Genomic DNA, 20,755 nt, shown 5'->3' on the forward strand with positions numbered 1-20,755 from the left:
TCGGGCTGTCGACGTGAAGGGGAGGCAGTCACGGGCACACTCTCGCAGGCTCATCGGGTGCTGTCAGCCGGTGCAGTCGGCTGGCTGGCTACCAACAATAAATACCGGTAAGCCCGGACCAAGCGACAAGGCTTACCTCGCGGGTGCGATTGCCCTCCTGGCAAAAGAATGGCTTATCCAACATCGTGAACAGATTCGAGGCAGCCGAGCGGGCTCTGCGGACGGCGGCTCCCCACCAGTTGCCGGACGCCGTCAGCGCGGTGCTGACCGACCGCTACGCGGCCAAGTCCGTCGACTTTCTCCTGGTGGACTACGGGCTGACCGTCCTGCAGCCGGTGACCGCGCTGCCGCACTCCGCGGAACCCGTGCCGGTGCACAACAGTCCCGCCGGTCGGGCGTTCGGCACGCAGCGGGCGGTCGTCGAGGAGGTCGACGGCGAAGGGGTGGTGACGGTCCACTGCCCGGTGACCGTACGCGGTGACCGGCTCGGCGTGCTCTCCGTCGCGCTGCCCGCCGACACCTGCACGCCGGACCGGCTGGCCGAACTCGCGGACGTGGCCCAGGTGCTGGGACACGAGGTCATCGTCGCGGAGCGGGACACGGACCTGTACCTGCGGGCGCGCCGCAGGGACCGGCTGACCCTCGCGGCGGAGATGCAGTGGCAGCTGCTTCCGGGCCGCTCCTACGCCCGGCCCGAGTACGAACTGGGCGCCCATCTGGAACCGGCCTACGCGATCTTCGGCGACAACTTCGACTGGTCGGCGACCGAGGACCGGCTGATGCTGTACGTCACCAACGGGATGGGTGAGGGTATAGAGGCCGCCCTGCTGACCAATCTGGCGATCAACGCGCTGCGCAACGCCCGGCGTGCCGGCCTGTCGATCGCGGACCAGGCCGCCCTGGCGGACCAGGCGGTCTACGCGCACTACCGCGGGGCGTCGTACCTGTCGGTGCTCATGGTGGACTTCGATCTCGCCACCGGCCGGGCGCGGGTCGTCGACGCCGGGTCGCCGCGGATGTGGCGGCTGCGGCGCGGTGGTGCCGCGCAGCCCGTCTCCTTCGAGGCGCAGCTGCCGTTGGGGATGTTCGAGGAGACCGACTACGTCGCGGAGGACTTCCGGGTGGAGCCCGGCGACCGGCTGGTGTTCGTCAGCGACGGCGTGTACGAGGCCGCCTCGCCCTCGGGCGAACGCTACGGTGAGCGGGCGCTGGCCCGGGCCATCGCCGCAACCCAGCTGCTGTCGGCGGCCGAGGTGCCGCGCGAGGTGCTCAGGCAACTCGCGGGCCACCGCGGCAGACCGGCGCCGCACGACGACGCCTTGGTGGTGTGCCTCGACTGGCACGGACGGTAGGCGGACGCGGCCCGAAACCCGCCCGCGGCACGATGCTGGACCCCGGGGCAGGGACTCTCCACGGCATAGCGCTTGTCAAACGGGGTACGACTCCGACGCCGAAGCTTGCCGTATGACAAGAAACGCACGACGTTCCGGTAGCGGGGGACGGGAACGGCGGGCACGGAGGGGAGACAGCGGGTGCCGGAGCACGAGACGGTAGGGCAGTGGTCGCCGTCCCGGGAGGTCGGGGACTTCCTTCACCGCTGCCGTGAACAGATCGCCCAGCGGTGGGCGGACGCGACGCTGTTCCGCACGGTGTTCACCGTCTCCAGAGACGAGGCGGTGGAAGCCTGCAAGGCCGTGATCGACGCCTTGTCCGTGGTGGCCGCCACCGAGCGGATCGAGGAGATCGAAGCACCGGGGTTCGCGGCGGTCCACCCCGGCATCGACCTCGGCTCGGTCGTCACCCGTGCCACCCTCGCCGACGCCCTGGCGCTCGCCCTGCGGCGGCAGGGCGCGGGCGCCGTCGTCGGCGCGCCCACGGAGGTGGACCTGTCGTGACGCGCCCGTTGCCAGCGGCGGCTGGGACACACGTCCCGGTACTCACCCTGGACGACGTGCTGTTGGTGACCGTCCAGCGGAACCTCGATGACCGGGCCGCCGAGTGGCTGCGACAGGACATCGCGCGCGCGGTGACGGAGAGCACCGCGACCGGTGTGGTGATCGACGTCTCAGGAGTGGAGGTCGTCGATTCCTTCCTGGGACGGGTGCTCGCCGACATCGCCCCCACCGTCAAGCTGCTGGCGGCGCAGACCGTGCTGGCCGGAATCCGCCCCGCGGTGGCGGTCACGCTGGTGGAACTCGGCCTGACGCTGCCAGGTCTGCGCACCGCCCTCCACATCGAGCAGGCGCTGCGCCTGGTGCGAGAACCATGCGGGGCGCACGATGACACGAACCCACGACAAGGGGGCGTGTGATGCACGTTCCCAGTACCGTTGCCGCAAGGTTGCCGATCGCCTCGGACATGGACCTGACCTGGATCAGGCAGTACGTGCGACAGGTCACCGCTGAGCTCGGCTTCGGACTGGTCCAGCAGACGAAGCTGGTCACCGCGGCCAGCGAGCTGGCGCGCAACGCCCTGGTACACGGCGGAGGCGGTGAGATGGAGGTCACGCAGGTGGCACGCGGCCGGGTGCGTGGTCTGCGCCTGGTGTTCAGTGACTCCGGCCCCGGGATCGCCGACACCGAACTCGCCCTGTCCGACGGCTACACCTCCGGCGGAGGGCTGGGTCTGGGGCTGGGCGGCGCCCGGCGACTGGTACACGAGTTCACCCTCGACAGCCGTCCGGGCCAGGGCACCACCGTGACCATCACCGCCTGGGCCTCCGAGCCCCCCGCGCCCCGCAAGGCGGTGTGATGACTCGGGTCTGGGACGTGCCGGTGCACGACTCAACCCAGGCACACGACGTCCGCGTCGCGGTTGAGGCGGCGTGCGACCATGTGGGGCTGGGCGCTGACCGCACCGCCGACGCGGACCTGGCGGCCACCGAACTCGCCACCAACCTGCTCAGACACGCCGGTGGCGGGCGGATCCTGATCGACACCGCCGACGACGGGCGACCCGTGGTGCAGATGCTGGCCGTCGACCACGGGCCGGGCATCCGCGACGTCGCCGCCGCCCTGCGTGACGGCTACTCCACCACCACCTCGCTGGGCGCGGGCCTCGGGGCGTGCCGCCGTATCGCCGACACCTTCGACCTGCACACCGCCCCCGGCCGCGGCACGGTGGTCCTCGTCCGGATGGCCGACCGCCGCACCACTCGGCGGGCTGAGGCGGCACCGGCCGTGCGACCGGTGCGCGTCGGCGGCGTCCATGTGCCGCTGGTGGGGGAGACCTGTGGCGACGCGTGGGCGTGCGTACCCGGCCGGGACCGGTTGACCCTGGTGCTGGCCGATGGCCTCGGCCACGGTCCCGAGGGGGCGAGGGCTTCCGCCGCCGCCGTGGACGAGCTGCGCCGTGTGCCCGACCTGCCACCGGTGGAGATGCTGCGGCGACTGGACGACGCGCTGCGCGGGACCCGCGGAGCCGCCGTCGCCCTGGCCCAACTCGCCCAGCACACCGGCCACATGCTGTTCGCGGGCGTCGGCAACGTCGGCGCGCGCCTGCGTACGGAACGCGGCTGGCAGCCGTTGCTCTCGCGCCCGGGGATCGTCGGCGCCTACCGCCCGGCCGTCGTCCCCGAGCGCCAACTGCCCTGGAAGGACGGCGGTCTGCTGATCCTGCACAGCGACGGCCTCCCCAGCCGCTGGGCCCCGCCTGAGGACTCGTACCTGGACCACCGGGACCCCGCCGTGATCGCCGCGGTCGTCCTGCGCGACGCCAGTAGTTCAGCACGCCCAGCGCGTGACGACACTACGGTGGCCGTCATGGCCTCCACACCACGGGACCGCCCGCTATGACCCCTACCCGCGCCTGGACTGTCGCCAGCGCCTGCGACGCGGCACTCGCCCGTAGCGCCGTGGCGCGCCTCGCCGCGGCCGCGGGCATGCCCACCGTCGAACGCGCCCGGCTGCTGGCCGGGTTGAGCGCGCGGTTGAGGCGGTGTCTCGAACAGCCCGCGGCGGCCTGGCAGTTGGTGTTCGAGGTGATCTGCGCCCCACCGCACGGTGAAACCGGACGGTTCCGGCTCAGCCTGCGTCCGACCGGCCAGAACCGGTCGGACGCGTCCTGGCAGACGGTCGTCGAATGTCCCGACCCCGAGGCCGCTGCCCGCGAGGCCACGCAGCCGGACGTTCCGCTCGCCGAGGCGCTGCTCCTCGCGGACGACGACACCGCCGCGCTCCTGGACCACCTGGACGAGCAGGAGCGGCTGGTCAGTGTCCACCGGGAGGAACTGCACCAGACCAATCAGGGAGTCCTCGCCCTCCACGCCGAACTGGACGCGGCCGACCGGACGCAGCGCGAGCTGCTCGCCGCGGAGAAGGCCGCCCGTGCGGAGGCGGAGGGCGCCCGCCACCGGCTGACCTTCCTCGCCGACGCCAGCGCGGCCCTGACCGCCTCGCTCAGCCACCGGGAGATCCTCCGCCGCCTGCCGGAACTCCTCGTACCGCAACACGCGCGCACCGCCGAGGTGTGGCTGTTCGATGACGACGGTCCCGACACGCGTGCTCCGCATCCCGCGGCCGCCGTCGTCGCCGCACGCACCGGGCGCCCGCAGTACGCCGCGGACCACCCCGGCCACCTGCCGGGCGTCGAGAACCTGCCGCCCTCCGCGCTGGCCCCCAATGTGCCCCTTCTGTGTCTGCCGCTGACGGCCCGCCGCTCCACGCTCGGAGTTCTGACGCTCACCGCGCCGGGCGACCGCTTCGACAGGGACAACACCGTCATGCTCATCGAACTCGCCCGCCGAGCCGGGATCGCGATCGACCACGCCCTGCGGTACGAGCACAACCGCGACATCGCCGAAACACTGCAGCGCACCCTGCTCACCGAACTGCCGGTCACCGCGGGACTCCAACTGGCCGCGCGCTACCTGCCCGCCACCCACGGACTGAACATCGGCGGCGACTGGTATGACGCGTTCGCCCAGCCGGACGGCAGCCTGATCGCCGTCATCGGCGATGTGACCGGGCACGGCCTGCACGCGGCGGTCATGATGGGGCAACTGCGCAACGCGCTGCGCGCCTACGCCGTGGACGGCGACTCGCCGGGACGGCTCCTGACCCGGCTGCACCACTTCCTCCACCACCTGGAGCCCGACCTGTGCGCCACCGCGGCCATCGCCCGCTTCCGGCCCGGTGACCCCACCGTCACCTGGGCGGCAGCGGGCCACCCGCCGCCCGTGGTGCGTACCTGCGAGGGACGGGTACGGGTCCTGGACGCCAAGCCCGGGGCCATGCTCGGCATTCCGCTCGGGCAGGGCATCAAGGACCACACGGTGGAACTCCCGCCCGGCTCGACCCTCGCCCTTTACACCGACGGCCTGGTCGAACGCCGCAGGCAGGGGATCGACCCGGGCATCGCCCGCCTCGGCGCGGTGCTGGCCGGGCTCGGCTCGGCGGAACTGGCCCGGGACCTGGACGGGGCGGCCGAGGCCGTACTGGGGCGCATGCTGCACGACTGCGACCGTGAGGACGACGTGTGCCTCCTGCTCTGCCACACCGGTTCGGAACCGGTCGTCACCCCTGCCGCACCGGATCCGCACAGGCGTCCTCGCCAACCGGCGGCAAACGCACCGGGCCCGCAGCGGTCGGCCACCTCACCTCCGCCCACCAGCGAGACGGCGGGCGAGGACGCGAACGGGGCCTGGGCACCACCGCTGGTCGCCGACGACGCACAGGACTGACCGACCGAGCACCCGACTATGGGCCCGAAACGCCCCGAACAGGACGTGGACGCTGTGACCGACGCTGAACGGCGAACGACCGCCGAGGCCGTACTGCGCGCGGCCGCGCCGCACGCACTGATCCCCGCCGCGCAAGGTCTGCTGGCGGATCGGGCGGGCGCGCGGTCCGTCACGTTGCTGATGGCCGACTACGGTTCGGCGGTGCTGCAACCCGTGCCGCAACCGCCGGAGGGCGCCGAACAACTGCCCGCTCACCACGGTCCGCCCGGTCGGGCCTTCTCGGCCCAGACACCCGTGGTGGAGGGCACCGACGACCCGGCCGTCGTCCTGGCCCATCTACCGGTCACCGTGCGGGGCGACCGGTTGGGAGTGCTCCGCGTCGAACTGCCCCGAGCCAACGCCGACGCCGCCGCCCTCGCCGAGTTGGCCGAGTTCGCCACCGCCTTGGGCCACGAACTGCTCACCGCGGACCGGGACACGGACCTGTATCTGCGAGCCCGCCGCCGCAAGCGCCTGACGCTCGCCGCGGAAATGCAGTGGCAGTTGCTGCCCGGCCGGGGCTGCGCCCGCGACGAGTACGTCCTCGGGGCCCACCTGGAGCCCGCCTACGCCATCGGCGGCGACAACTTCGACTGGTCCACCAGCGCCGACCACCTCATCGTCACCCTCACCGACGGCATGGGTCAGGGAATGGACGCGTCACTGCTGACCAGCCTGACCGTCAACGCGCTGCGCAACGCGCGCCGCGCCGGGGTCGGCCTCGCTGACCAGGCCAGCCTCGCCGACCAGGCGGTCTACGCCCAGTACCGGGGCCTGGCCTACGCGTCCACCGTGCTTCTGCGCTTCGACCTCGACACCGGTCTGGTCCACGCCGTCGACGCGGGCTCCCCGCGGGTGTTCCGCCAGCGCGGCGCGAGCGTCGAACTCGTCGAATTGGAAGGCCAGTTGCCGCTCGGCATGTTCGAGGAGACCCAGTACGAGGAGCAGACCTTCCACGTCGTCCCGGGCGACCGGCTGGTCATCGTCAGCACCGGTGTGCACGGCGCGCGCTCGGCGGAAGGCGTGTTGTACGGCGAACGGGCACTGTCGCGCTCGATCAGCGCGTCCCGGCTCGCCACCCCGCACGAGACGGCCCGGGCGGTGGTCCACGGACTCGTCGAGCACTTCGGCAGCGACGACCTCGTCGCCGACGCCGCGGTGATCTGCCTGGACTGGAAGGGCCGGGTCAGCACCCAGCGCACCGATCCGCGGCCTTCGTCCGTATCCACCTGAGCGCTTGGGCATCGCGTAACCACGGCTGCTCGCCCTGTGATCACAACGAGTTGGCACTGGTCGGTGGGTAGTGCCACGTGGGCGGGTAGACGCTCACGTACCAGGGCCGCCGGACACTCACTTGGAGGATCGAGAGAGGGGCGGGTAACTGCCATGGCCGCGATTGGGGTAGTCGACAGCCATATGCCGTTGCTGAGTTGGCGCAGGGCCTACGGAGCCCGCGACCCGGATGCCATCGCCGCGGCGCGTGACTTCGCTGTGGAGTTCTTGGAGCATGCCCGGCGCGTCCTGCGCGCCCCGCTCGCCGACCGGGTCTTTCAGGACGTCCAACTCGTGGTCAGTGAACTGGTGACCAACACCGCCAAGTACGCTCCGGGTCCGTGCGCGGTGAGCCTGGCCCTGGCGCCTGGTGGGATCGACGTCACGGTCTGCGACAGCAACCCCAGTGTGCCGCGGTCCGCGCCGCAGGACCCGGACCGCGTGGGCCGGCACGGCTTGGAGATCGCCGCCGCGCTCTCCGAGTACATGTTCACGTGGCGCCACGCCGCCGGTAAGTGCGTTCGTGCCCGTATTGCTCTGAGTTGACATGGTTTGGATGTGGGGCATACACCAGCCGGGCGCCACATCGGTCCCCGCGCACCGGCCTGGCCCGCTTACCTCCCGGTTCCTTGGGTACGGCGCCAGGACGCGAACAAGTGCCTGCCTCGACTTCAGCGGAGAGAGTTCCTGTGCCGTACCGTGATGGCATCGCTGCCGGTGAGATGGGATTGGCCCGGTCGCATGCGGGCCGCCGCGCCACGTACAGCCCTGGCGGAGGATGAGTGGCCCATGGGCTTTGGCCAGATTCCGGGGCCGCGTCCAGAGGAGTCCGCCGAGCGGATATCCGGTGCCGTGCAAGAGCTCGTCGCGGTGTGGTCGAACGCCTTCCATCACGCGGCCCCACGCGTTTCCACCCTGCAACTGCGGGCGCTGGAAGCCGTGGAGCACCAGCACAAGCCCAACCTGACCGGTCTGGCAACCGAGTTGGAGATCGGCATGCCCACTGCCAGCCGCCTGTGCGACCGCCTGGAGGCGGCAGGGTTCCTGGAACGTTCCGTTCAGCCGCGCAACCGGCGGGAGGTGCTGCTGGCGGTCACCAGGCAGGGCAGGCGGCTGCTTGACGACGTGGCGGCACGACGGCGTAGATCGCTGGCGGCCGTCCTCACGGCGATGGATCCCGACGACCGTGCGGCGCTTGTCCGGGCGTTGCAGGCTTTCCTGGCCGCGTCCGCGACGGCACGGGCCCGAGGGACGCGCGGCGCCGGGAACGACTAGGCCTCTTCCGGGCGGGGTGCACGCGAAGCCGACGCCGCGGGCGCGCACGGCAACCGTTGACACGGGCAGCGAGCCCGGGCCGCGTCAGGTGGCCCACACCCCGCTGCCGCCGCCGCGCCACTCCACGAAGGCGGGGTTGTCCATGTCCACGTCGCGCAGCCCGGCGCGGCGCATGAACTCCTCCAGATCCTCCATCCTGCGGGCCTTGCCCGCCGACTCACCGTGGATCTTCACCAGCCGCATCCCCTCCATCAGGGGATGCACGACAACCGGGGGCTGCTGCTTGGTCATGGCTCCAGCGTGCGGCGCCCGGCGACGCGCCGCATCTCAGCCGCGCCCGGTCAGCCTCCCGCGGTCGCCCCGGTTCACTGGGCGATGCCCAGCACCTGTTCCGCTGTCGTCCAGTCGTGGGCGATCGCCTGCTGGGCGGCGGACAGGGTGACCTGGTTCTTGCAGACGGCGCTGTGCAGTCGGGCCTCGACCTTGTCCTTGTCGTTGTTGGGGCCCGAGCCGGGGGCGTGACCCGGGGACGGGGGCTCGACCCACAGGTTGCGCGCGTCGTTGGGGTCGCCACCGAGTTCCAGGCTGACCAGGTGGTCGTACTCCGCGTCGCGCAGCGACTGGGTGTAGCCGTACGACTTGGCGTTGGCATCCTTCTCCCGGCTGGTGATGCCCACCGGCGGGCGGATGCCGGAGGTGTAGCCGGAGCGGCAGATGGTGGCGGCCAGCGTCGCCTGGGTGGCCTTGGGATTGAGCGCGCCCGGGGTGCAGGACGGGTCGGGCAGCGGCTGGTCGTGCTCGTAGCGGTAGCGGCAGGAGCCCGGGGCGGGCTGCGGCTGCACGCGGTAGGCGGGCTGGAGGCCCGGCCCCTGCGGGATCGAGCCGCCGTGGCCCGAAGGCGCCGCCGCGGTCGGCGCGGCGCCCTTGTCGCCGTTGCCCTGCTGGCCCGTTGAGCCCTTCGAGCTGGAACAGGACGCGATCAGCACCGCCGATGCCAGGACCAGCAGCGCGCGTCGGATGGTGGACACGGTGACTTCCCCTCCCGGCCGGGCGATCGGACCGCTCCGAGGCTGCCCGCACCCTGTTGTCCGGAATCCGCCGGTGCGACGCCGCGCCCCCTACCTGCTACGGCGGGTCATCGTACGCCGGAGCCGCCCCCCGCGGACAACTGGCGGATCATCAGCCGCTCGCGGCGCTACCAGCCCGACGCCGCCGGTGGTGGGTGCTCCGGGGCGTTGCCCACCCCCCGTGACGGACGGCCCCTGATCGGGCATACTCCAACCGCCACAAGCCGCTGATCAGCCAGGACCGCAACCCGGTGGGCGATCATCGGCATTGGGTAATCCATCGCGGCGGCGTCGGCCACCCCCCTGCGTCCGCCGCCGACCCGCCCGACAGGGAGGAGTGCCGCCATGCCATTCGACGGCCCGCAGCTGGTCGAACGACAACTGCCCACCGAGGAGGCCCGCGATCTTCTCGGACTCACCCGCGACCTCGCGACGCGGGAGATCCGGCCCCGGGCCGCCGAGGAGGAGGACGCGGGGACCTTTCCGCGGGAGATCTTCGCCACCATCGGCGCCGCCGGTCTGCTCGGGCTGCCGTACCCGGAGGAGCACGGCGGCGGTGAGCAGCCGTACGAGGTGTACCTCCAGGTGCTCGAAGAGCTCGCGGCGGCGCGGCTCACCGTGGGTCTCGGTACCAGCGTGCACACCCTGGCCTGTCATGCCGTCGCCGAGTTCGGCACCAAGGAGCAGCGCGCCGAACACCTTCCGGCCATGCTCGGCGGCTCACTGCTCGGCGCGTACTGCCTGTCGGAACCGGCCTCCGGCTCCGACGCCGCCAGCCTGCGCACCCGCGCGGTGCGCGACGGCGACGACTGGGTGATCAACGGTACGAAGGCGTGGATCACCCACGGCGGGGTGGCCGACTTCTACACCGTGCTGGCCCGCACCGGCGGCGAGGGCCCGCGCGGCATCACCGCCTTCCTGGTGCCGGGCGACGCGCAGGGGCTGAGCGCCGCCGCGCCGGAACGGAAGATGGGGCTCAAGGGCTCGCCCACCGCCCAGCTGCACTTCGACGGCGTACGGGTACCGGACGCCCGGCGCATCGGCGAGGAGGGCCAGGGCTTCACCATCGCGCTGTCCGCCCTCGACTCCGGCCGCCTGGGCATCGCCGCCTGCGCCATCGGCGTCGCGCAGGCCGCGCTCGACGAGGCGCTGGCGTTCACCGCGCAGCGGCAGCAGTTCGGGCGTCCGCTGGTGGACTTCCAGGGCCTGCGGTTCCTGCTCGCCGACATGGCGACCGGCATCGAGGCGGGCCGGGCGCTGTACCTGGCCGCCGCCCGGTTGCGGGATGCCGGCCGGCCGTTCAGCAAGCAGGCGGCGATGGCCAAGCTGCACTGCACGGACACCGCGATGCGGGTCACCACCGACGCGGTCCAACTCCTCGGCGGATACGGCTACACGGCCGACTTCCCGGTCGAGCGCTACATGCGCGAGGCCAAGGTGCTGCAGATCGTCGAGGGCACCAACCAGATCCAACGCATGGTCATCGCCCGCCACTTGGCGGGACCGGAGACCCGCTAGGCGCTCCGCTGGGGTGCGGTGATGTGCCGCCGGTCGTCCGCGGCACCGTTGTGGCTGGTCGCGCGGTTCCCCGCGCCCCTTCAGGGCGCCGGGGTCCAGAGGGTCCGGGGGATCCGGGGGCGCCAGCCCCCGGAATCCCCAACTGCCTCATCGCCGTGGGCGGTTGGCGTGCGAGAACGGCTGGGTCCGCCAGTCAAGCCCCTCGGGAAGGGTCAGCAGTGACGCCACGTCCTGCTCGTCCGCCCCGTCCTCGGCGATCGGTGCCGCGTCCTCCACCGCGCTGCCGGAGCCCGCGCACACCGTGAGCCCGAAGGGGTTCCACGGGGTCGCGCACAGGGCGTGCTCCGGCAGCACGTCCTCGTCCGCGAGCAGGGCGATGGGGCGAGCGCACTGCGGGCACTGCACCCGGAAGATCCCGTAGCCCTCGTCGCCCCCGTCGCCGAACGCCTCCCCGGCGTCCTCCTCCACTCCGCCGTCGACGTCCTGCGTGACGTCCTCTGCGAAATCCTCGTCGAGTACCGGTTGCCGCTTGCCTGCGCGCATGGTGGATCTCCCCCTGTGACACCTTCTGGTGGGACGGTCGGACCCGTGGCCACGACCTGAGCTGAGCATTTCCCGTCGCCCCCGGCCGATAATCGCAACGCCCGCGACGACCGGTGGCACGGACTGTGGCGTTAATCACACGAGGGGGCGCACGGGGCGCAAGGGTTCGGCTCGTTGTGCCAGAGCGGCTTTGGGGCAGTAGGTTGATCGGCTGTGGAGGAGTTGGACCGGCAGATCGTGGAATTGCTCGTCGCGGACGGGCGGATGAGCTACACCGACCTGGGCAGGGCCACCGGCCTGTCCACCTCGGCGGTGCACCAGCGGGTACGGCGGCTGGAGCAGCGCGGAGTGATCCGCGGCTATGCCGCGATCGTCGACCCGGAAGCGGTCGGTCTGCCGCTGACCGCGTTCATCTCGGTAGCGCCGTTCGACCCCAGCGCGCCCGACGACATCGCGGACCGGCTCGCCGACGTACCGGAGATCGAGGCCTGCCACAGCGTCGCCGGTGAGGAGAACTACATCCTCAAGGTGCGCGTCGCCACCCCCGGCGCCCTGGAACACCTGCTGGCCCGGATCCGCAGCCTGGCGGGCGTGTCGACCCGTACCACCGTCGTGCTGTCCACCCCCTACGAGGCCCGGCCGCCGCACCTGTGAGCCACCCTGGCGCAGGCGCACGGAGCGCGGGCGCCAGACTGGTGACCATGAACGAGCGCACCCCGGGAACCGTGCTGTTGCGCGGCGGCACCGTCTACAGCCCAGCCGACCCCTTCGCCACCGCCATGGTCGTGGAGGGCGGCGCCATCGCCTGGATCGGTTCCGAAGGCGCGGCCGACGGCTTCGCCGACTCGGTGGACGAGGTCGTGCGCCTTGACGGCGCGCTCGTCACTCCGGCGTTCACCGACGCCCACGTACACACCACGGCCACCGGTCTGGCACTGACCGGTCTGGACCTGTCCGCCGCCCGCGACCACGGCGACGCGCTCGCCCGGGTCACCGCGTACGCGGCCGAGCACCCTGGACACCGGGTGCTGCTCGGCCACGGCTGGGACGCGGCCCGCTGGCCCGAGCCCCGCATCCCGACCCGGGCCGAACTCGACGCCGCCACCGGGGGACGGCCCCTGTACCTGACCCGTGCGGACATGCACTCCGCCGTGGTGACCACCGCGATGCTCGACCTCGCCCCGGGCGTCGAGGAGCTGACCGGCTACCACCCCACCGGACCGCTGACCCGCGACGCCCACCACGCGGTGCGCCGCGCCGCGCAGGACGCCGTCGCGCCCGAGCAGCGCCGGGCCGCCCAGCGTGCCGCGTTGCGCCGGGCCGCCTCGCTCGGCATCGGCGCGCTGCACGAGTGCGCGGGGCCGCGGATCAGCGGCGAGGACGACCTGACCGCACTGCTGCGGCTGGCCGCCGAGGAGCCAGGCCCACGGGTGCTGGCCTACTGGGCGGAGGCGGCGCTGCCCGGCACGGACGGCGTGCTGGACCGGGTGCGCGAACTCGGCGCGCTGGGGGCGGCCGGTGACCTGTTCGCCGACGGAGCGCTGGGCTCGCACACCGCGTGCCTGCACCAGCCGTACGCGGACGCCGAGCACACCACCGGCAGCGCCTACCTGACCGCCGAACAGATCGCCCAGCACGTGGGCGCCTGCACCGAGGCCGGGTTGCAGGCCGGGTTCCACGCCATCGGCGACGCCGCGATCACCGCGGTGATCGCGGGTGTACGGGCCGCCGCCGAGCGCCTGGGCGTCGACCGGGTGCGGGCGGCCAGGCACCGGGTGGAGCACGCCGAGATGCTGGACGAGGACACCATCGCGGCCTTCGCCGACCTCGGCCTGGTCGCCTCCGTCCAGCCCGCCTTCGACGCGGCCTGGGGCGGGGAGGACGGGATGTACGCCGCCCGGCTCGGCGCCGAGCGGGCCCGCACCCTCAACCCATACGCGGCGATGCTGCGGGCCGGGGTGCCGCTGGCGCTGGGCTCGGACAGCCCGGTCACCCCGCTGGACCCATGGGGGACCGTGCGGGCCGCCGCCTTCCACCGCACGCCCGAGCACCGGGTCTCGGTGCGCGCCGCCTTCACCGCGCACACCCGCGGCGGCTGGCGGGCGGCCCGCCGCGACGACGCCGGCGTGCTGGTGCCGGGCGCTCCGGCGGACTACGCGGTCTGGCGGGCGGGCGAGCTGGTGGTCCAGGCGCCCGACGAGCGGGTCGCGAACTGGTCGACCGATCCCCGCTCCGGCACCCCTGGCCTGCCCGATCTGACTCCGGGCGAGCCGCTGCCGCGCTGTGTGCGGACGGTGGTCGGCGGGCGCACGGTCTTCGAGCGGCCGAACGAGTGACGGCCGCGGCGGCCGTACCGCCGAACGATGCCCACTCGGCCTGTCGCCAGCTGGCCGACGGTCCCGCACTGACCTGCTGATTTGCCGAATTGCCGCAGGTCACACGGGTGTTGACAGGCTGCGGTCGCGGGCGAGTAGGTTCGGCCGAGTCCACCAGGACGACCGACCGGGATCCTCCGTGTCTTCCGTCTACCGCCGCTGGGCCATGGGGTGGCGCGCCGCACGGGCGCTCCGCCGCTGGGAGCCAGGTCCAGCTCCCGCGGCACGGAACGCGGCCCCTCACCGCTCGCGGGCGGGCCAGGGGGGAAGGGTGCCGCCCGGGCGGCAGGTGCGACCCGGGTGGGGCCCGGACGTCCAGTAGACAACGGCTCTCGGTCGATCCGCAGCCAGCGGTTCCCAGGTCGGCCCGAAGGGCGTTCCGGGTCCCCATCCGCAGTCCTTCACCACACCGCCCGGCAACGCGGCGGACGCGGCGCCCAAGGCCCGCACGGAATCGCGGAGCGGAACGTTCCATTTGCCGCGGAAAGGGTCGGCAAAACCCGCCCTTCCCAAGGCTTTGCGCCCCGGCGGCGACGGCGGGCGCCCAGTCGTTGTACGGTCACTGCACGACCATCGCGACTCAGTGTCCCCGGAAGCGCCTCAGCTTCCGTCCGCAACGAAACGTCGCCCGTACGCAGAAGAGGAATGGCCGCGACCGTGCCACCGCGACCCGACACCGCCACCGCTCGCCCCGTGGACGGTGCCCTCGACGCGCCCGAAACCGGCACCCGGCCCGAACCCGAACACCGACCAGGGCGCCTGCGGCGGCTGGCGGGGGCGGCCCGCGCCGACTGGCGGCGCACCGCCCTCGCGGCGGCCAGCGGGCTGGCCCTGACGGCGGCCTTCCCGCCCTACGACCTGTGGCCGCTGTCCGTCGCGGCGGTCGCCGCCCTGGCGCTGCTCACCCATGGCCGTACCGCCCGACAGGCGGCCTGGACCGGGTTCGCCTTCGCGTTCCCGTTCCTCGTCTGGCTGCTGCAGTGGCTGCACGTGGTCGGCTGGGACGCGGTCATCGGGCTGTCCGTCATCGAGGCCGCCTTCTTCGTGCCGCTGGGCGCCGGGCTGGCGCTGACCTCGCGGCTGCGCTGCTGGCCGCTGTGGGGCGCATGCCTGTGGGTCGCGGAGGAACTGGTCAGGGACCGGGTGCCGTTCGGCGGCTTCCCGTGGGGTCGGCTGGCGTTCGCCAACGCGGGCTCGCCGTTCACTCCGCTCGCCGCACTCGGCGGCGCCCCGCTGATCACCTTCGGCGTCGCGCTGTGCGGCGGGCTGCTGGCCGCCGCGGTGCTCGCCGGGTGGCACTCGCGCGGCCGGGGCGGGCGGGCGGTCACCGCGCTGGGCGCCGCCGTGCTGGCCCTGGCGGTGGGCGTCTGCGGTTACGCGGTCCCGGTGCCGACCAACGCCGACGGTCAGCTGAAGGTCGCCGTGGTCCAGGGCAACGTGGCTCAGCCGGGAATGCACTTCCTCGGCCGCCCGATGATGATCCTCAACAACCACGTCAACGCCACCTTGCAACTCGCCCGTGACGTCAGGGCGGGCCGCGCCCCCAAGCCGGACCTGGTGATCTGGCCGGAGAACTCCTCCGACCTGGACCCGTTCAGCTACCCGCAGGCGTACGGCGCGATCACCCAGGCGGTACGCACGATCGGCGTGCCGGTGCTGGTCGGCGCCCTGGTCGACGGGCCGGACGCGGACCACGTGCAGAACGAGGGCATCCTGTGGGACCCGGCCACCGGCCCCGGCGCCTCGTACACCAAGCAGCATCCGGTGCCGTTCGGTGAGTACGTACCGTTCCGCAAGGAGCTGACCAAGGTCATCCACCGGCTGGACGAGATCCCGCGCGACTTCTACCCGGGCAGGCACACCGGTGTGATGACGATGGGCGGCGCCCGGCTCGGCGATGTGATCTGCTTCGAGGTCGCCTACGACGGGATCGTCCGCGACACGGTGAACGCGGGCGCGCGTGCCCTTGTCGTACAGACCAACAACGCCACCTATGGGCGAACCGGTCAACCCGAGCAGCAACTCGCGATGTACCGGCTGCGGGCGGTCGAGCACGGCCGGGCGGTCGTCGCGGCGGCAACCAGCGGAATCAGCGCGCTAGTTGAGCCGGACGGCACCGTCAAGCAGCAAAGCAAGGAATTCACCCGGGAGGTGCTCAATGTGAACCTCCCGCTACGCGATGGAACCACCGTGGCCGACAGGATCGGCGCGGTACCCGAGTGGACTCTCGCTATGGTGGGCGTCCTGTCCTGCGCCGCCGCGATCTGGCTTGGCAGGCGGGGACGTACGGAGGATAAGGGGAAGTAGTGAACAACGGCGACGGCGTCACCCAAGGCGGCGCCCAGGGGCGGCAGTTCGGCCCGCTCGGCAGGGTTCTGGTCATCATCCCGACCTACAACGAAGCCGAGAACATCAAGCCGATCGTCGCCCGGGTACGCGAGTCCGTGCCCGAGGCGCACCTGTTGATCGCTGATGACAACAGCCCGGACGGCACCGGCAAGATCGCCGATGAGATCGCCTCCGAGGACGACCAGGTCAAGGTGCTGCACCGCAAGGGCAAGGAAGGCCTCGGTGCCGCGTACCTCGCGGGCTTCCGCTGGGGCATCGACAACGGCTACGGCGTGCTGGTGGAGATGGACGCCGACGGCTCCCACCAGCCGGAGGAGCTGCCGCGGCTGCTGACCGCGCTGAAGAACGCCGACCTGGTGCTGGGCTCCCGCTGGGTGCCGGGCGGCCGGGTGGTGAACTGGCCGAAGTCCCGCGAGTTCCTCTCGCGCGGCGGCAGCACCTACTCGCGCCTGATGCTGGGCGTCCCGATCCGGGACGTGACCGGCGGCTACCGGGCCTTCCGCAAGGAGACCCTGGAGGGCCTGGGCATGGACGAGGTGGCCTCGGCGGGCTACTGCTTCCAGGTCGACCTGGCCTGGCGCGCGGTCCAGAAGGGCTTCCACGTGGTCGAGGTGCCGATCACCTTCGTGGAGCGCGAGCGCGGCGACAGCAAGATGAGCCGCAACATCGTCGTGGAGGCCCTGTGGCGGGTCACCACCTGGGGCGTCAACTCCCGGCTCAACCGCCTCCGCGGCCGCAAGTGAGGCGGTCAGGCGCGTAGCGCCTGACCGGCGGGGCCGCGGGGGTGCGGTGCCCGCGGCGGCTGCCGGTCTCCGTTGTCGTGGTCGCTCGCCGTCGTGGCGGAATGTCCTTTCCGCCGCGGCGGCGAGTACCCGTGGTACGTCCCGAGCCGCACCCGAGCCGCGGCCCTGCGGGCCCAAGATCGGCGCCGCCGAAAGCACTTCGGCGGCGCCAGGCACAATTGGGGTATGACCTTCGGCGTACCTGACCCGTCCCGTCCCTCGCGGCCCGCTCGCTCCCGCCTGCGGCCCGTCGTGCCGCTGGTGGTGGCGGTGTGGGCGGTGCTGGAGATCTGGCTGCTGACCGTGGTGGCCGGGGCGATCGGCGGCGGCACGGTGCTGCTCCTGCTGCTCGCCGGTTTCGTGGTCGGCGGCTACGCGGTCAAGCGGGCCGGGCGGCGCGCCTGGCAGGGGCTGACCGGAGCGCTGCGGTCCGGGGAACCCGCGGCGAGCGCGGACGGTGCCGGGGCGGAGATGCTCGGCGGTCTGCTGATCATGGTCCCGGGCTTCCTGTCGGACGCGGCCGGGCTGCTGTGCCTGTTCCCGCCCACCCGCAAGGCGCTGACCGCAGTGGCGGGAAGGCTGCTGCGGCGGTCCACCCCGGGGTCGCTCGGCGACACGTTCCAGCAGGCGCGGATGCGCTGGCCGGACGGCAAGGTGGTGCAGGGCGAGGTGATCAGGGACGGTGGCTCGCCGTCGTCGCAGCCCCCGCGCGACGCCGCCCGGCCACCGCTCACTCCGTAACGTATGCGGACCGGACCGGACGGACCGTGACGGACCGGACCGTGACGTACGCGAACCGTCACAATACCGAGACGGCAATACCGAGACGACCCGGGCGGCGGCACACGTACCGTGTGCCGCCGCCCGGGTCGTCTGTCGCTGTGTGCCTGGTCAGGCGGACTTGCGGTTGTCGCGCGGGTGCACCGCGATGTTCATGCCGCCGGATCGAAGTACCGCCAGCCGCTCGGCCAGCACCTCTTCGAGCTCCTCACGGGTACGGCGCTCCATGAGCATGTCCCAGTGCGTACGCGCGGGCTTGGTCTTCTTCTCCTCGGGGCCCTCTCCATCCACCAAAAGCGCCTGGGCACCGCAGGCGCGGCACTCCCACTCCGGAGGAATCTCGGCCTCCATAGAGAACGGCATCTCAAAGCGATGTCCGTTCTGACATGCGTACTCCACCGTCTGGCGCGGGGCCAGATCGATGCCGCGGTCGGTCTCGTAGCTGGTCGCCCCGAGTCGCGTGCCGCGGAGAGCTCGCTCACTCATGAATCGTGCCTCCCGGGCTTGTCGCCCACAGGACAGGTGTCGCTGTCGTCGTCATCCGGTCAACGTCCGGTCGGCGGTGAAGATTCCCGATTCGGACATCTGCCCGTCCGACGCCCACCGCCCCCCTCAGGGAGGCGCCATGCGCCGCAGGGATGTCTTCTCTTCGCCCTCACTGGAAGCGCTACGCGCCGCAGCACCGCCTGTTCGTGCCGCCCTTTGTTGTACCCGCCGCCGCCCGTTTTGTCACATCTGACAGGAGATATCACCCGTCGTTTTTGCATTGTTAGCGCGCAGTAACGGTCCATCCGGCTGGTCAACCGCGTACACTACTCCCCTTCTACCCAAAGGGCTAAATCAGGCCAGGCGCCGAACGGCCCACCGCGGCCACCGCGCGCCGTACCGGTACCCGCGCCAGCAGCACGAACCCCACCGCGAAGAACACCACGAGCGAGACGATCGCGTAGCGGTAGTCCCCGGTGAGCTGGAACGCCAGGCCGAACAGCAGCGGACCCAGCCAGCTCGTGCCCCGGTCGCTCATCTGGTACACGGCGAAGTACTCGGCCTCCTTGCCCTCCGGGATCAGATGCGAGAACAGCGACCGGGACAGCGCCTGACTGCCGCCCATCACCATCCCGATCGCGCTGGCCAGCACGAAGAACCAGGCCGGACGCCCCGCGGGCAGGAAGAACCCGGCCGTCACCGTGGCGGTCCAGGCCACCAGTGAGCACAGCAGGGTCCGCTTCGCCCCGTAGCGCCGGGCCAGCCGTCCCATCAGCAGCGCGCCCACCACCGCCAGCACCTGGACCAGCAGTACCGCCGCGATCAACGTGGTCTGACTCAGCCCCAGTTGCTGGGACCCGTACAGCGAGGCCTGCGAAATCACCGTCTGGACGCCGTCGTTGTAGACGAGGTAGGCCAGCAGGAAGGCCAGCGTCAGCGGGTAGTGACGCAACTCACGTGCCGTCGAGACCAGTTGCCGCCACCCCTGGCCGAGCGCCGCCCCGGACTCCGCCTGGGCCAGGGACCGGTCCCGCAGCCGCCGCAGCGGTATGACCGCGAACACCGCCCACCACAGCCCGGCCGACGCCATGCAGATCCGTACCGCCATGCCCTGGGAGACGCCGAAGGAGCCGTGGTTCAAGAACAGCGCCAGATTCGCCACCAGCACGATCGCACCGGCCACATAGCCCGCGGCCCAGCCGCGTGAGGAGACCGTGTCCCGCTCGTCGGGCTCGGCGATCTGCGGCAGGAAGGAGTTGTAGACCACGATCGAGGCCCCGTAGCTGACCACCGCCACGATCAGCAGTGCCCCGCCCAGCAGATAGCGGTTTCCGGCCAGGAAGAAGAAACCGGTGGTGGCGCCCGCGCCGAGGTAGGCGAACAGCGCCAGCACCGGCTTCTTCCGGCCGGTACGGTCCGCGACCGCCGCGGCCAACGGCATCACGAACACCGACAGCAGCACCGCCGCCGAGACGGTGTACGAGAAGAACGAGCCCGCGCGGACCGGAACGCCCAGCGGATGCACATAGCCGTGCGCGTCGGCCGCCGCCTTGGCCACCTCGGTCAGATACGGCCCGAGGAAGACGGTCAACACGCTGGTGGAGAAGACCGTGATCGCGAAGTCGTAGAAGTACCAACCCCGTTGCTCGCGCCGCCGCTCCTCGGGTGAGCGGCCGACGGCCGGTGCCGTCACGGTCGTGGTGGAGCCCAGTCTGTCCTGCCCGTCCAACGCTGTCCCCTCGTCGCCCCCGTGGTCCTCGACCTCGGGCCCGGCCGTTGTCACAGACCGTGTCGGGGCTCAGCCCTCCGGCCAGGCCCCCCGCTCGGCCAGCACGGCGCGCAGCGTCTCGATCTGGTCGGTCATGATGCCATCCACACCCAGGTCGAGCAGCATGCCCATCCGCTCGCGGTCGTTCACGGTCCACACATGCACCTGAAGACCCCTGCGATGGGCGGCGCGCAGGAACCGCCGGTCCACCACCCGCACGCCCGACTGGAACTCCGGCACCTGGACGCACACCGCGGCGTTCAGCGCGGCGGGCGCGGGCAGCCACCCGCCGAAGCTCAGCAGCCGCAGCGCCGCGACCCCCCGCACGCCGAGCGAGGTCGCCAGCCGCTCACCGGCGAGCGCCCGCACCCGGTCCACCCGGGCCTGGGAGAACGACCCCACGCAGACCCGGTCCCAGGCGCCCGCCCGGTCTATGGCCCGCACCAGCGGCTCGATCGCCGCGGCGGCCTTCACGTCCACGTTGAACCGGGCCTCGGGAAAGGCGTCCAGCAGCTCATGGAAGAGCGGAACCGGCTCGCGGCCCGCCACCCGAGCGGCGCGCACCTCCCGCCACGGCAGCTCGGCGATGGCTCCGCGGGCGTCGGTGACCCGGTCCAGCGTCGCGTCATGGAAGGCGACGAGCTCGCCGTCGGACGTGGCGTGCACGTCGGTCTCCAGATAGCGGTAGCCGAGGTCGACCGCGCGCCGGAAGGCGGTCAGCGTGTTCTCCAGGCCGTCCGCCGTTCCGCCGCGGTGGGCGAAGGCGAGTGGTCCCGGCTGGTCGAGGAATGGGTGACGGTGTGCGCTCACACCAGGCAGTA

General features: G+C 72.1%; 21 protein-coding genes. 15 read left to right on the forward strand and 6 right to left on the reverse strand.

The genetic code is table 11. The annotated features are described in order from the left end of the window. Window positions 1-185 precede the first annotated feature (185 nt). The 9 genes from NON19_RS03380 to NON19_RS03420 all read left to right on the forward strand — a co-directional run bounded on the left by NON19_RS03380 (window position 186) and on the right by NON19_RS03420 (window position 8,266). Window positions 186-1,352 carry a PP2C family protein-serine/threonine phosphatase gene (locus NON19_RS03380; RefSeq protein WP_255925050.1) on the forward strand — a complete coding sequence of 389 codons (1,167 nt, stop codon included), beginning with the start codon at window positions 186-188 and terminating at the stop codon, window positions 1,350-1,352. 180 nt (window positions 1,353-1,532) lie between these two features. After that, window positions 1,533-1,895 carry an RsbRD N-terminal domain-containing protein gene (locus NON19_RS33575; RefSeq protein ID WP_372513985.1) on the forward strand — a complete coding sequence of 121 codons (363 nt, stop codon included), beginning with the start codon at window positions 1,533-1,535 and terminating at the stop codon, window positions 1,893-1,895. Next, window positions 1,892-2,311 (forward strand): STAS domain-containing protein, encoded by a 420-nt coding sequence (locus tag NON19_RS03390; protein ID WP_255925051.1) that lies wholly within the window; start codon window positions 1,892-1,894, stop codon window positions 2,309-2,311. The genes NON19_RS33575 and NON19_RS03390 overlap by 4 nt, the downstream gene beginning before the upstream one ends. Continuing rightward, entirely contained in the window at window positions 2,311-2,751 is a 441-nt protein-coding gene (locus NON19_RS03395) for an anti-sigma regulatory factor (RefSeq protein WP_255925053.1), read from the forward strand. The genes NON19_RS03390 and NON19_RS03395 overlap by 1 nt, the downstream gene beginning before the upstream one ends. Next, window positions 2,751-3,794 carry an ATP-binding SpoIIE family protein phosphatase gene (locus NON19_RS03400; RefSeq protein WP_255925055.1) on the forward strand — a complete coding sequence of 348 codons (1,044 nt, stop codon included), beginning with the start codon at window positions 2,751-2,753 and terminating at the stop codon, window positions 3,792-3,794. The genes NON19_RS03395 and NON19_RS03400 overlap by 1 nt, the downstream gene beginning before the upstream one ends. Then, window positions 3,791-5,680, forward strand: coding sequence for a PP2C family protein-serine/threonine phosphatase (locus tag NON19_RS03405; RefSeq protein ID WP_255925056.1), 1,890 nt, complete (start codon window positions 3,791-3,793; stop codon window positions 5,678-5,680). The genes NON19_RS03400 and NON19_RS03405 overlap by 4 nt, the downstream gene beginning before the upstream one ends. A 45-nt stretch (window positions 5,681-5,725) precedes the next feature. After that, window positions 5,726-6,952 carry a PP2C family protein-serine/threonine phosphatase gene (locus NON19_RS03410; RefSeq protein WP_255925057.1) on the forward strand — a complete coding sequence of 409 codons (1,227 nt, stop codon included), beginning with the start codon at window positions 5,726-5,728 and terminating at the stop codon, window positions 6,950-6,952. 153 nt (window positions 6,953-7,105) lie between these two features. Next, window positions 7,106-7,537 (forward strand): ATP-binding protein, encoded by a 432-nt coding sequence (locus tag NON19_RS03415; RefSeq protein ID WP_255925058.1) that lies wholly within the window; start codon window positions 7,106-7,108, stop codon window positions 7,535-7,537. Window positions 7,538-7,780: 243 nt separating this feature from the next. Next, window positions 7,781-8,266 carry a MarR family winged helix-turn-helix transcriptional regulator gene (locus NON19_RS03420; RefSeq protein WP_255925059.1) on the forward strand — a complete coding sequence of 162 codons (486 nt, stop codon included), beginning with the start codon at window positions 7,781-7,783 and terminating at the stop codon, window positions 8,264-8,266. A gap of 84 nt (window positions 8,267-8,350) precedes the next feature. Here NON19_RS03420 and NON19_RS03425 read toward each other — a convergent pair whose 3' ends face one another. Continuing rightward, window positions 8,351-8,557 (reverse strand): hypothetical protein, encoded by a 207-nt coding sequence (locus NON19_RS03425; protein ID WP_255925060.1) that lies wholly within the window; start codon window positions 8,555-8,557, stop codon window positions 8,351-8,353. A 74-nt stretch (window positions 8,558-8,631) separates the two neighbouring features. Further along, entirely contained in the window at window positions 8,632-9,294 is a 663-nt protein-coding gene (locus NON19_RS03430) for a hypothetical protein (RefSeq protein ID WP_255925061.1), read from the reverse strand. 384 nt (window positions 9,295-9,678) lie between these two features. Here NON19_RS03430 and NON19_RS03435 point away from each other — a divergent pair, with 384 nt between their 5' ends. After that, window positions 9,679-10,851: an acyl-CoA dehydrogenase family protein gene (locus NON19_RS03435; protein ID WP_255925062.1), complete on the forward strand. Its 1,173-nt coding sequence runs from the start codon at window positions 9,679-9,681 to the stop codon at window positions 10,849-10,851. Window positions 10,852-10,998: 147 nt separating this feature from the next. Here NON19_RS03435 and NON19_RS03440 read toward each other — a convergent pair whose 3' ends face one another. Then, complete coding sequence (locus NON19_RS03440) at window positions 10,999-11,394, reverse strand: hypothetical protein (protein ID WP_255925063.1); 396 nt, start codon at window positions 11,392-11,394, stop codon at window positions 10,999-11,001. Between the two features lie 213 nt (window positions 11,395-11,607). Here NON19_RS03440 and NON19_RS03445 point away from each other — a divergent pair, with 213 nt between their 5' ends. From NON19_RS03445 to fxsA, 5 genes are all read left to right on the forward strand, one after another. Beyond that, window positions 11,608-12,048: an Lrp/AsnC family transcriptional regulator gene (locus NON19_RS03445; protein ID WP_255925064.1), complete on the forward strand. Its 441-nt coding sequence runs from the start codon at window positions 11,608-11,610 to the stop codon at window positions 12,046-12,048. A 47-nt stretch (window positions 12,049-12,095) separates the two neighbouring features. Then, a complete protein-coding gene (locus tag NON19_RS03450) occupies window positions 12,096-13,730 on the forward strand; it encodes an amidohydrolase (protein ID WP_255925065.1) in 1,635 nt (544 codons plus the stop codon). A 696-nt stretch (window positions 13,731-14,426) separates the two neighbouring features. Beyond that, entirely contained in the window at window positions 14,427-16,076 is a 1,650-nt protein-coding gene (lnt, locus tag NON19_RS03455) for an apolipoprotein N-acyltransferase (RefSeq protein ID WP_372513986.1), read from the forward strand. Beyond that, the gene (locus NON19_RS03460) at window positions 16,076-16,861 is read left to right on the forward strand and encodes a polyprenol monophosphomannose synthase (RefSeq protein ID WP_255925066.1); all 786 of its coding nucleotides are present in this window, start codon (window positions 16,076-16,078) and stop codon (window positions 16,859-16,861) included. The genes lnt and NON19_RS03460 overlap by 1 nt, the downstream gene beginning before the upstream one ends. A 225-nt stretch (window positions 16,862-17,086) precedes the next feature. Next, window positions 17,087-17,641, forward strand: coding sequence for an FxsA family membrane protein (gene fxsA / locus NON19_RS03465; RefSeq protein WP_255925067.1), 555 nt, complete (start codon window positions 17,087-17,089; stop codon window positions 17,639-17,641). A 150-nt stretch (window positions 17,642-17,791) separates the two neighbouring features. Here fxsA and NON19_RS03470 read toward each other — a convergent pair whose 3' ends face one another. The 3 genes from NON19_RS03470 to NON19_RS03480 form a co-directional block, all read right to left on the reverse strand. Further along, window positions 17,792-18,166 carry an RNA polymerase-binding protein RbpA gene (locus NON19_RS03470; protein ID WP_255925068.1) on the reverse strand — a complete coding sequence of 125 codons (375 nt, stop codon included), beginning with the start codon at window positions 18,164-18,166 and terminating at the stop codon, window positions 17,792-17,794. Between the two features lie 349 nt (window positions 18,167-18,515). Then, the gene (locus NON19_RS03475) at window positions 18,516-19,877 is read right to left on the reverse strand and encodes an MFS transporter (protein WP_303653318.1); all 1,362 of its coding nucleotides are present in this window, start codon (window positions 19,875-19,877) and stop codon (window positions 18,516-18,518) included. Window positions 19,878-19,964: 87 nt separating this feature from the next. Continuing rightward, window positions 19,965-20,744 (reverse strand): glycerophosphodiester phosphodiesterase family protein, encoded by a 780-nt coding sequence (locus tag NON19_RS03480; protein WP_255925069.1) that lies wholly within the window; start codon window positions 20,742-20,744, stop codon window positions 19,965-19,967. Window positions 20,745-20,755 lie beyond the last annotated feature (11 nt).

This window comes from Streptantibioticus rubrisoli, assembly GCF_024436055.1.
Classification (GTDB): Bacteria; Actinomycetota; Actinomycetes; order Streptomycetales; family Streptomycetaceae; genus Streptantibioticus_A; species Streptantibioticus_A rubrisoli.

What these genes read in the sequence shown, in the direction of transcription:
- NON19_RS03425 (WP_255925060.1), bottom strand. Translation starts at nt 8,557, where the DNA reads ATGACCAAGCAGCAGCCCCCGGTTGTCGTGCATCCCCTGATGGAGGGG.
- NON19_RS03435 (WP_255925062.1), top strand. Translation starts at nt 9,679, where the DNA reads ATGCCATTCGACGGCCCGCAGCTGGTCGAACGACAACTGCCCACCGAG.
- NON19_RS03470 (WP_255925068.1), bottom strand. Translation starts at nt 18,166, where the DNA reads ATGAGTGAGCGAGCTCTCCGCGGCACGCGACTCGGGGCGACCAGCTAC.
- NON19_RS03415 (WP_255925058.1), top strand. Translation starts at nt 7,106, where the DNA reads ATGGCCGCGATTGGGGTAGTCGACAGCCATATGCCGTTGCTGAGTTGG.
- NON19_RS03450 (WP_255925065.1), top strand. Translation starts at nt 12,096, where the DNA reads ATGAACGAGCGCACCCCGGGAACCGTGCTGTTGCGCGGCGGCACCGTC.
- fxsA (WP_255925067.1), top strand. Translation starts at nt 17,087, where the DNA reads ATGACCTTCGGCGTACCTGACCCGTCCCGTCCCTCGCGGCCCGCTCGC.
- NON19_RS03395 (WP_255925053.1), top strand. Translation starts at nt 2,311, where the DNA reads ATGCACGTTCCCAGTACCGTTGCCGCAAGGTTGCCGATCGCCTCGGAC.
- NON19_RS03405 (WP_255925056.1), top strand. Translation starts at nt 3,791, where the DNA reads ATGACCCCTACCCGCGCCTGGACTGTCGCCAGCGCCTGCGACGCGGCA.
- NON19_RS03400 (WP_255925055.1), top strand. Translation starts at nt 2,751, where the DNA reads ATGACTCGGGTCTGGGACGTGCCGGTGCACGACTCAACCCAGGCACAC.
- NON19_RS03440 (WP_255925063.1), bottom strand. Translation starts at nt 11,394, where the DNA reads ATGCGCGCAGGCAAGCGGCAACCGGTACTCGACGAGGATTTCGCAGAG.
- NON19_RS03420 (WP_255925059.1), top strand. Translation starts at nt 7,781, where the DNA reads ATGGGCTTTGGCCAGATTCCGGGGCCGCGTCCAGAGGAGTCCGCCGAG.